11 protein-coding genes are annotated in these 8,516 nt (G+C 73.8%); 1 reads left to right on the forward strand and 10 read right to left on the reverse strand.

What is annotated here, in order from left to right:
* Positions 1-71 precede the first annotated feature (71 nt).
* From cobJ to cbiT, 6 genes are read right to left on the reverse strand one after another with little or no spacing between them, the layout of a single operon-like run.
* Positions 72-1,124 (reverse strand): precorrin-3B C(17)-methyltransferase, encoded by a 1,053-nt coding sequence (cobJ, locus tag ACFQMF_RS02810; protein ID WP_256407591.1) that lies wholly within the window; start codon positions 1,122-1,124, stop codon positions 72-74.
* Positions 1,125-1,126: 2 nt separating this feature from the next.
* A complete protein-coding gene (locus ACFQMF_RS02815; protein ID WP_256407592.1) occupies positions 1,127-2,089 on the reverse strand; it encodes a precorrin-3B C(17)-methyltransferase in 963 nt (320 codons plus the stop codon).
* A 28-nt stretch (positions 2,090-2,117) separates the two neighbouring features.
* Positions 2,118-3,167 (reverse strand): cobalt-precorrin 5A hydrolase, encoded by a 1,050-nt coding sequence (cbiG, locus tag ACFQMF_RS02820; protein WP_256407593.1) that lies wholly within the window; start codon positions 3,165-3,167, stop codon positions 2,118-2,120.
* Positions 3,167-4,138, reverse strand: coding sequence for a cobalt-precorrin-4/precorrin-4 C(11)-methyltransferase (locus tag ACFQMF_RS02825; RefSeq protein WP_256407594.1), 972 nt, complete (start codon positions 4,136-4,138; stop codon positions 3,167-3,169). Before ACFQMF_RS02825 ends, cbiG begins: the two co-directional genes overlap by 1 nt.
* Positions 4,131-4,844 carry a cobalt-factor II C(20)-methyltransferase gene (locus ACFQMF_RS02830; RefSeq protein ID WP_256407595.1) on the reverse strand — a complete coding sequence of 238 codons (714 nt, stop codon included), beginning with the start codon at positions 4,842-4,844 and terminating at the stop codon, positions 4,131-4,133. The genes ACFQMF_RS02825 and ACFQMF_RS02830 overlap by 8 nt, the downstream gene beginning before the upstream one ends.
* On the reverse strand, positions 4,841-5,446 hold the full coding sequence (gene cbiT, locus ACFQMF_RS02835; RefSeq protein WP_256407596.1) for a precorrin-6Y C5,15-methyltransferase (decarboxylating) subunit CbiT: 606 nt from the start codon (positions 5,444-5,446) through the stop codon (positions 4,841-4,843). Before cbiT ends, ACFQMF_RS02830 begins: the two co-directional genes overlap by 4 nt.
* Before the next feature lie 151 nt (positions 5,447-5,597).
* On the opposite strand from cbiT, the gene ACFQMF_RS02840 reads away from it, so the two are divergent.
* Complete coding sequence (locus tag ACFQMF_RS02840; protein WP_256407597.1) at positions 5,598-6,401, forward strand: DUF7839 domain-containing protein; 804 nt, start codon at positions 5,598-5,600, stop codon at positions 6,399-6,401.
* A gap of 15 nt (positions 6,402-6,416) precedes the next feature.
* Here the strand turns inward: ACFQMF_RS02840 and ACFQMF_RS02845 are convergent, their stop codons facing one another.
* From ACFQMF_RS02845 to ACFQMF_RS02860, 4 genes are all read right to left on the reverse strand, one after another.
* Positions 6,417-6,827: a (2Fe-2S) ferredoxin domain-containing protein gene (locus ACFQMF_RS02845; RefSeq protein ID WP_379791513.1), complete on the reverse strand. Its 411-nt coding sequence runs from the start codon at positions 6,825-6,827 to the stop codon at positions 6,417-6,419.
* Complete coding sequence (locus tag ACFQMF_RS02850) at positions 6,827-7,570, reverse strand: CbtA family protein (protein ID WP_256407598.1); 744 nt, start codon at positions 7,568-7,570, stop codon at positions 6,827-6,829. The genes ACFQMF_RS02845 and ACFQMF_RS02850 overlap by 1 nt, the downstream gene beginning before the upstream one ends.
* The gene (locus ACFQMF_RS02855) at positions 7,570-7,758 is read right to left on the reverse strand and encodes a CbtB domain-containing protein (RefSeq protein WP_256407599.1); all 189 of its coding nucleotides are present in this window, start codon (positions 7,756-7,758) and stop codon (positions 7,570-7,572) included. The genes ACFQMF_RS02850 and ACFQMF_RS02855 overlap by 1 nt, the downstream gene beginning before the upstream one ends.
* Positions 7,759-7,814: 56 nt before the next feature.
* A partial coding sequence (locus ACFQMF_RS02860; protein ID WP_379791515.1) for a VWA domain-containing protein occupies positions 7,815-8,516 on the reverse strand: 702 nt, incomplete at its 5' end.

An 8,516-nucleotide genomic window follows, 5' to 3' on the forward strand; every position in this document is an offset into this window, starting at 1 on the left:
CGTCGACCGGCTCGGCTCCCTCGCGCTCGCCGTCGACCGCCTCGGCCCCCTCGCGCTCGGCGTCGGCGGGCTCAGTAGTCATACTTGCTCTCGTAGCCGCGCGGGGTGATCATCCGGCCGTCCCAGACGTACGTCTCCTCGTTGCCGACGAGCAGCGTCGTCGTCATGTCGATCAGGTCGGTCTCGCCGAGCGACTCCAGCTCGCCGAGCTCGACGATCTCGACGCGCTCGTCGTCGCGCCCGGCGCCGTGGACGACGCCGACGGGCGTGTCAGCGGGGCGGTGTTCGAGGAGGATCTCGCAGGCCGTCTCGAAGTTCTCGCGGCGCTTCCGGCTCCACGGGTTGTAGATCGCGATCGTGAACCCCTCGGCCGCGACCGCGTTGAGCCGCGACTCGATCTCGTCCATCGGCGTGAGGTGGTCCGACAGCGAGATCGACACCGAGTCGTTGACGAGCGGCGCGCCGACGCGGGCCGCGCAGGACTGCGCGGCCGGGACGCCGGGGACGACCTCGAAGTCGACCGCCGACGCCGTCGCGCCCTTCGACTCGACGATCTCCAGCGCGAGCCCGCCGAGCGCGTAGACGTTCGGGTCGCCGGAGCCGACGATGGCGACGTCGTTGCCCGCGAGCGCGCGGTCGACCGCCTCCTCGGTCCGCGAGACCTCGCCGCACATCGGCGTGTCGTACAGCTCGTCGGCCGCCTCGGTGATCTCGTCCGGGATCAGCTCCATGTACGTCGTGTAGCCGACGATGTGGTCCGCCTCCAGCAGCCTCGCCCGGGCGCGCCCCGTCATCCCCTCGGGCTGGCCGGGACCGAGCCCGACGGCGACCAGCCGCCCGGGGTCGGCGTCGAAGTCGTCGGCCGTCGACCCGACCGTCTCCTCGGTCGCCGCCGACTTCGAGGCGCCGCACGAGGAGCCGGAGCCGGCCGCGTCGCCGGACCCGCTCGCGCCGCAGGCCGACGACGACCCGCCCGTCGCCTCCGTCGTCGCGCCGCCGTCCGTCGCCGCGTCGGCGTCGGTCGCCGCGCCGCCGTCCGCGGCCGCGTCGGCGTCGGCGTCGGCACCGCTACCGCCGCAGTTCGCGCTCGATTCGTCCGTCGTGCCGCAGGTGGTGTCGCTCATTGTCAGAAGTCGTCGACGTCTCGCCCGCCACGCGGGGTGACGAGGAACCGGTCGTAGTCGTTCTCCCAGACCTCGGTCTCGTGGGTGCCGACGATCAGGGACGTGCCCATGCCGCCGACCTCGTCGTCGTGGGCGGTCGCCTCGCCCAGCGTCGTCAGCGTGTACGTCTCGTCGTCGAGGTTGCGCCCGGCCTCGCCGCGGCCGGCGTCGTTGACGATCGCCACCGGGGCGTCGTCGGTGCGGTGCTCGCGGAGGACCTCGATCGCGCGCTCGTAGTCGCGCCAGCAGTTGTAGAGGACGATCGAGAAGTCCGCGACCGCCGCGGCGCGGAGCTTCTCCGCGATCTCCTCCCAGCCGCGCCACTTGTCGGACAGCGAGATCGTACAGAAGTCGTTCGAGAGCGGCGCGCCGACCATCGCGGCGCCGCCGAGCGCGGCCGTCACGCCGGGCACGATCTCGATCGGGACGTCGTCGGCGCCGTCCTCGTCGGCCATCAGGTAGACGAGGTCGGACTTGCCGTAGACGTTGGGGTCGCCGCCGGAGACGTGCGCCACGTCCTGTCCGGCGCGGACGCGCGCGAACGCCTCGCGGGCGAGCTCGATCTGCTGGCCCATCGACGAGCGCACGATCTCGACGGTCTCGCCGTCGGGGTGGGTGCCGACGTTGCCGGGCGTCCAGTCGGCGTCGACGGTGCCGTCGGCCGCGCTCCCGGACGAATCCGCCGCAGCACCGCCGTCGGTCGCGGCGGCGTCCTCGGTCCGGGACTCGGGCGGGATCGTGCCGTCCCGACGCAGGAACTCTTGGTAGAGGTTCGACGCGATGACGCAGTCGGCGTGGCGGATCACGTCGCGGGCCCGCTGGGTCATCGCGTGCGGGAGCCCCGGACCGATGCCGACGACGTACAGCGTCCCCATCTCGTCGGGCGCGCCGTCCGCGCCGCCGGGCGCCGAGCCGTTCCCGGTCATCGGCGCCCTCCCGCGTCGGCGCGCCGGGTCATCGGCCCACCGCCACGGTCACTTCGCTCTCGTGGCTGGTCTTCTCCGCGATCAGCTCGTGGTCGGCGCCGCCGGCGACGGCGCTCGCCTCGGCGACCCCCGGCCAGCCGATCAGCGCCTTCGCCTTCGACGGCGTCGGCCCCTCGAACTCCAGCAGCGTCTCCTTGTCGAAGGCGACGACGCCGACGTCGCGCGTCGCGGCCGCGGCGAGGAGGCCCTCCTCCTCGGCCTTCCGCGTCGCGGTGGCGACGAACTCGACGTCGCCCCAGTCGCGGTCGACCTCGTCGAGCGCCCGGTCCCAGGCCTCCAGGAACCGCTCCTCGTCCGCGCCGGAGACGGAGCCCGTGCCGAGCACGACCCCGTCGTCGGCGTTGCGTTTGAGGACCGTCACGTCGTCGTCGACCAGCACCGCCCGCGGGCCGTCGAGCCGCGCGACCGGGCCCAGCTCGTCGTCGAGGACGGCGAGGTTCGTCGCGACCGTCGAGTCGCCGTTGACGACGTGGGCGGACAGCGCCTTCGCCCGCTTCTCGACGCCCTGCTTGTCCGCCGCCTCCGAGGCGGTGGTCATCGCCGGCACGGCGCCGAGCGTCGCGAGGTCGTCGGCCACCTGGTTGGCGCCGTGGTGGCCGCCGGTGATCGGGATCGCCCACGTGAGCTCCTCGTCGACGACGACGATCGCGGGGTCGTCCCACTTGTCGTCGAGCAGCGGCGCGGTCTTGCGCATGGCGATCCCGGAGGCCATCAGCCCGACGAAGCAGTCGTACTCGCCCCAGTGCTCGGCGAACACGTCGCCGTGGTACTCGATCACGTCGATCGACTCGTAGCGGTCGCCGATCCCCTCGACGATCTCGTCGGCGGTGTCGAGCTTCCGCTCGAAGCTGATTATCGCGATCTCCTCCGCCGTCTCGCCGTCCGAGTCGGCTGTAGAGCAGTGGCCGCCGCCGGAGCCGTCGGTCGCGTCGTTTGCGTCGTTTGCGTCGGTCCCGTCCGTCGCGTCGGTCGCGTCTGTACTCCCCGCGGTCGTGCCGTCGTCGCTGTCGGTGCTCATCAGTCGTCGGCCTCCGTGTTGGTCGGCGCCGCGGCGTCGCCCGCGTCCGCCCCGCCGGCGTCCGCCGCGTCGCTCGGTCCGTCGCTCGTCGCGTCCGCGCTCCCGCCGTTCGCGCTCTCACCGTTCGCCCAGTCGCCGTAGAGGTACGAGCGCTCGTAGCCGGCGCCCGTCGCGGCCTCGCCGATGAGGACCATCGCGGACGCGCGGTACCCCGCCGCCTCCACCTTCCCGCCGATGTCGGCGACCGTCCCGGTGATCACGTCCTCGTCGTCCCACGAGGCGTGGTAGACGACCGCGACCGGCGTCTCCGGGTCGACGCCCTCGCGGTCGAGCAGGCGGTCCATCGCGTCGCTCACCGCGTGGGTGCCGAGGTAGATGCAGGTCGTCACGTCGCCCATCTCGACGAACTCGCCGATGTGGTCGTCCTCGGCGTCGAGCGTCTTCCCCCGGGGGCGGGTGAACGCGACGTGGTTCGCGACGCCGTTCAGCGTGAGCTGGGTGCGCAGCGTCGCCGCCGCCGCGAACGACGACGTGACGCCGGGGACGACGTAGGCCGGGACGCCCTCGCGTTCGAGCGCGTCGATCTGCTCGAGGGCGGCGCCGTACACCGCGGGGTCGCCGCTGTGGAGCCGGACGACGGTGCGCCCCTCCTCGTGGGCGTCCCGCATCAGCGGGACCAGCTCCTCGAGGTCCTTCCCCACCGAGTTCACCAGCTCCGCGTCCGCGCAGTGCTCTTCGAGGAGCGCGCTGGAGACCAGCGAGCCGGCGTGGACGACGAGGTCGGCCTCGTCGACCAGCTCCTTGCCGCGCAGGGTGAGGAGCCCGGGATCGCCCGGGCCCGCGCCGATGAACGGGATCCCCTCCTGCTCCTCGCCGGCGGTGTGCTCGCGGACCCGCGGGTCGAGCCCGCCCTCCGACCGGTCGCCGGCGGCGTCGACCGAGCTCTCCGAGTCGGTCGGTCCGTCAGTCATCGGCGACCTCCGCGTCCTGGTCGACAGCGAACTCGTCCGTCGCGCTCGACGTTTCGAGGCCGCGGCGCTCGGCGTACGCGAGCGTGTAGTAGTCGCGGTCCGCGAGCGCGTCGGCGTCGGCGGTGACGGTCGTCTCGTCCCCCTCCATGAACAGCCGCCGCCCGAACCGCACGTCGTAGCCCGCGCGGTCGAGCTTCCGGGCCGTCTCGGGGGCGTCGGTCACCTTGAACAGGACCATCCTGTCGGGGCCCGTGGGCGCGCTCCCGCCGGCGGCCTCGCGGAGCGCGAGCCCGGCGCCGGCCTCGACCTCGACGTCAAGGGCGGTCGCGAACGCCGTCATCGCGCTGATCCCGGGGACGATCGCCACGTCCACGTCGGGGTGGAACGCGTCGAGCGTCCGCCTGAGGTGGCCGAACGTGGAGTAGACGTTCGGATCGCCGAGGGTGACGAAGGCGACGTCGCCGCCGCGCGCCTCGGGGGCGATCGCGGCCGCGGCCTCTCTCCACGCCTCGCGGAGCCGCTCCTCGTCGCTCGTCATCGGGAAGTCGAGGTCGCCGATCCGCTCGTCCGGGACGTGTTCGGTCGCGACCCGGCGCGAGAGCCGCCCGGGAGAGTACACCGCGTCGACCGAGTCGAGGACCTCGCGCCCGCGGACGGAGATCAGGTCGGGGTCGCCCGGCCCGAGTCCGACGCCGTAGAGGGTCATGCGTCGCCTCCGGAGTTGTCGGCGGCCGCCGACCCGTCGTCCGGCGCCGACCCGTCGCCGGCCCCGGGCTCGCCGACGAGCATGTACACCGGGTTGTCGGCGTCGAAGCTCGTCGCGCCCGCGAGGTCGTACCCCGTCGCCATCTGGAGGCACAGGACCTCGTCGAGCACGTCGCGGTCGCGGAAGGTCCGGGCCGCCTCCCCGGCGACCTCCAGGCGCGACACGTTCATCACGACCCGGTCGTAGCCGGCCGCGAGCGCCTCGTCGAGGACGCGCTCGTAGTTCCGCGAGCCGCCGAGGAAGAGCACGTCGCCGTCGGCCGGGAGCCGCTCCGGCGCCTCGGCGTTCACGAGGCTGATCTCGGCGTCGTGCTCGTTCGCGTCGAGGTTCGCGCGGGTGGTTTCGAGCCGTTCCGCCTTCCGTTCGAGCGCCGTCACCCGCCCCGCGCGGCGGGCGGCCTCGATCGTTACCGCCCCGGTACAGGAGCCGACCTCGACGAAGTGATCGTCGGGACCGAGCGCGAGCTTGCGCGCCAGCACCGCCCGGACCTCGGGCTTGGTCGGGCCGGCCTTCGCGTCGTTCGGGAGTCGTGTCGCCTGCATTCTCGATATACAAGTGCGCCGCACCACAAAACAATTTTGGTTGTATTAAGAAAACTCTACTTTATAGCGAGCGCGCTGAGAACCCCGTTCAGCGCGACTGCCCCGGAAGATAGACAACAAGACTTTATTTACGGCAGCAAAAGGATCCACGATGGCTGACTCAGCGGACGGGGGCTCGCCGGACGTCCTGGAGAACAAGCGGAGCGCGACGCGGTATCAGGTGCTCGTGGAGATCGCGGCCCGCCAGCCGGCCGTGAGCCAGGGCGAGATCGCGGAGACGATCGGCGTGACCTCGCAGGCGGTCAGCGACTACGTCCGGGACCTCGTCGAGTCGGGGTACGTGGAGAAGGGCGGCCGCGGCCGGTACGAGGTGACGAAGGAGGGGGTCGACTGGCTCATCTCCCGGACCGACGACTTAGAGACGTACCTCGAACGGGTCAACTCCGACGTCCTCGGCAGCGTCGAGGTCGACGCCGCGATCGCGCTCGACGACGTGGCCGAGGGGAGCGAGGTCGGGCTGGTGATGCGCGACGGCGTCCTCCACGCCAACCCCGCCGGCGGGACCGCGACCGCGGTCACGGTCACGAGCGCGGAGCGCGGCGCGGCCGTCGGCGTCGCCGACTTCGAGGGCGTCGTCGACTACGAGACCGGGACCGTCACCGTCCTGCCCGTCCCCACCGTCACCGACGAGGCCCCGCCCGACCCGGCGGTGATCGCGGCGCACGCCCCCGACGACGGGCTCGTCGCGGTCGCCGGGACGGAGGCGTACGCGCTCGTCTCGCGGAGCGACACCTCCCCCGACATCCGGTTCGGGACCGCCGAGGCCGTCGCCGAGGCGGGGACGCTCGGCCTCGACGTGCTGTTAGTGGCCGTGACCGACGAGATCCCGCGGCACACCTCGAAGCTCCGCGACGGGAACGTGCCGCACCAGGTCCTCGACTCGGACGCGTTCTAGCCGGGAGCAGGCGGCTCAGCCGATCGTCGCCGGGTCGGTCGCGTCGGCGGCGTCGTCCGGGACTGTCTCTTCTGCGGCGGCGTCTTCCGTGTCCTCGTCGTCCGCGTCACCGTCGTCCGCGCCGGACTCGAACAGCTGCGCCATGAGGGCCGGCACGTCGCCCGGCGTCACCGCCGCGAACCACTCGTCGCGGGGGTGGACGACGACGGCGGCGCCCGCCTCGCTGCACAGCCCGAGACAGGAGGTCTCCGCGACGGCGACCTCCGACCAGTAGCGGTCCCGCTCGCGGAGCCAGTCGCGGGCCGCGTCGGCGACGGCGGCGCCGTCGGCGGCGGCGCAGGCGGCGTGCTCCGCGCGCTCGTTCGTACAGACCAGCACGGTCGCGGCGAGGCCGCGCTCGCGCATCCGCTCGGTCCGCCGTTCCATCAGTCGGCCCCCGTCGGGGTCGCCGCCGAGGAGTCCGGGACGCGTCGGCCGGCGCGTCGGTCGAGGCGGCCGAACGCGGCGGCGATCAGCGCCCAGAGCCCGGCCTGTGAGAGCGCCACGAGCCACCGGAAGGCGACCGCGAGCTCGGCGGGCGCCTCCCCCCCGGTCAGCGTCGGCGGCGCGAGCGCCGCGAGCAGCGCGAGCGCGACCAGGGGGAGGGCCGCGGCGACCGCGCCGACGCGCCGGCTACGGGCGGCGCTCGCGCGGTCGTACGCGAGCACGCTCGCGGCCGCGACCAGCGCGCCGACCCCGATCAGCCCGAGGTACAGCGGAACGCGGACGCTCGGGCCGTACAGCTGTTCCATGCCCGGGACGACGGGCGGGAGGACGGTCCACGGCGCGACCGAGACGGCGAGGAAGCCGGCCCCGGCGAGGACGTAGGCCTTCGCCTCGCCGCCGGGCAGCGCGGGCTCGAACAGGTAGTACGCGGCGCCGAACGCGGCGCCCAGCAGGATCCCCCACAGGACGCCGCCGCCGGCGCTGACGAGCGCCGTCGTCGCCTCGCCCAGCGCGCGAGCGGCCTCCTGCGCGTGGCCGTGGCCGCCGTGCCCGTGCCCGCTCCCGTGGGACGCGGCGCGTTCCAGGTAGCCGACGGCGGGCGAGAGCACCAGCCACGTGAACAGCCCGTACGCCGCTCCGGCGACGCCCCCGGCCGCGACCCCGCGTCGGATGCGGTCGATCATCAGTGGCAGGTGATCCCCGCCCCGTGCCGGAAGTCGTGGAGCGCCTCGTGGGCGAGCGGCTCCTGCATGAACAGGAGGGCGAAGCCCAGCGCCGCGACGAGCGCGGCCGCGGTGAGCGCGGTGAGCGGGTCGAGCTGTGCGCCGGCCGCGGCGAACCGGTCGGCGACGGTGTTGGTGTGCGTCGACATAAATCCGAGTTGGAAAAGGTAAACTCAGATTGTAAAACTTTCGCTCCGCGGAAATCTCAGTGGTCTCCGAGCACGGACTCCGGCGAGAGCGCAGCGAGGTCGGTCCGCCGCGCGCCCGTCGCCTCGCAGACGACGTCGAGGACGCCCGCCCGCGGCTCGCCCGCGTCGACGACGAGGACGGAGGCGTCCGTCGCCGCGAGCCGGTCGGCCGCCCGCCGGGTCGCCGCCGTCGGGCTGCCGTCCGTGACGTTCGCGCGGCCGTCGGAGACGAGCACGACCGTCGCCGCGGCCGGGTCCTCGCGCTCGACGAGCGACGCCGCCGTCCGGAGCGCGTCCGGGAGCGGGGTCCGGTCGGCCGTCGGGAGCTCCTTCAGCTGGCGCGCGGCCAGCGACACGCTCGCCGTCGGCGGGAGGAGCACCTCGGCCTCGTCGCCGCCGAACGAGACCAGCGCCACCTCGTCCCGCTCGGCGTACGCGTCGCGCAGCAGCTCCAGCGCCACCCCCTTCGCGGCGCGCATCGCCGGGGCCATCGAGGCGCTGGCGTCCGCGACGAACACCGTGAGCGCGCGGGCGTCGTCCTCCCGGACCGCCCGCCGAAGGTCGGCGTCGGTCGGGGTCGTCCGGCCGTTCCGCGCCGCCGCCCGGACCGTCGCGGCCGGGTCCGCGGCGTCGCTCCCGTCCGCGCGCTCGGTCCGGACCGCCGGCCCGCGGCCCCCGGGATCGGGCCCCGCCTCGTGCCTGCCGCCCGCCTCGTCGAC

The sequence above is a fragment of the Halorubrum rutilum genome, from assembly GCF_042665015.1.
Lineage (GTDB): Archaea > Halobacteriota > Halobacteria > Halobacteriales > Haloferacaceae > Halorubrum > Halorubrum rutilum.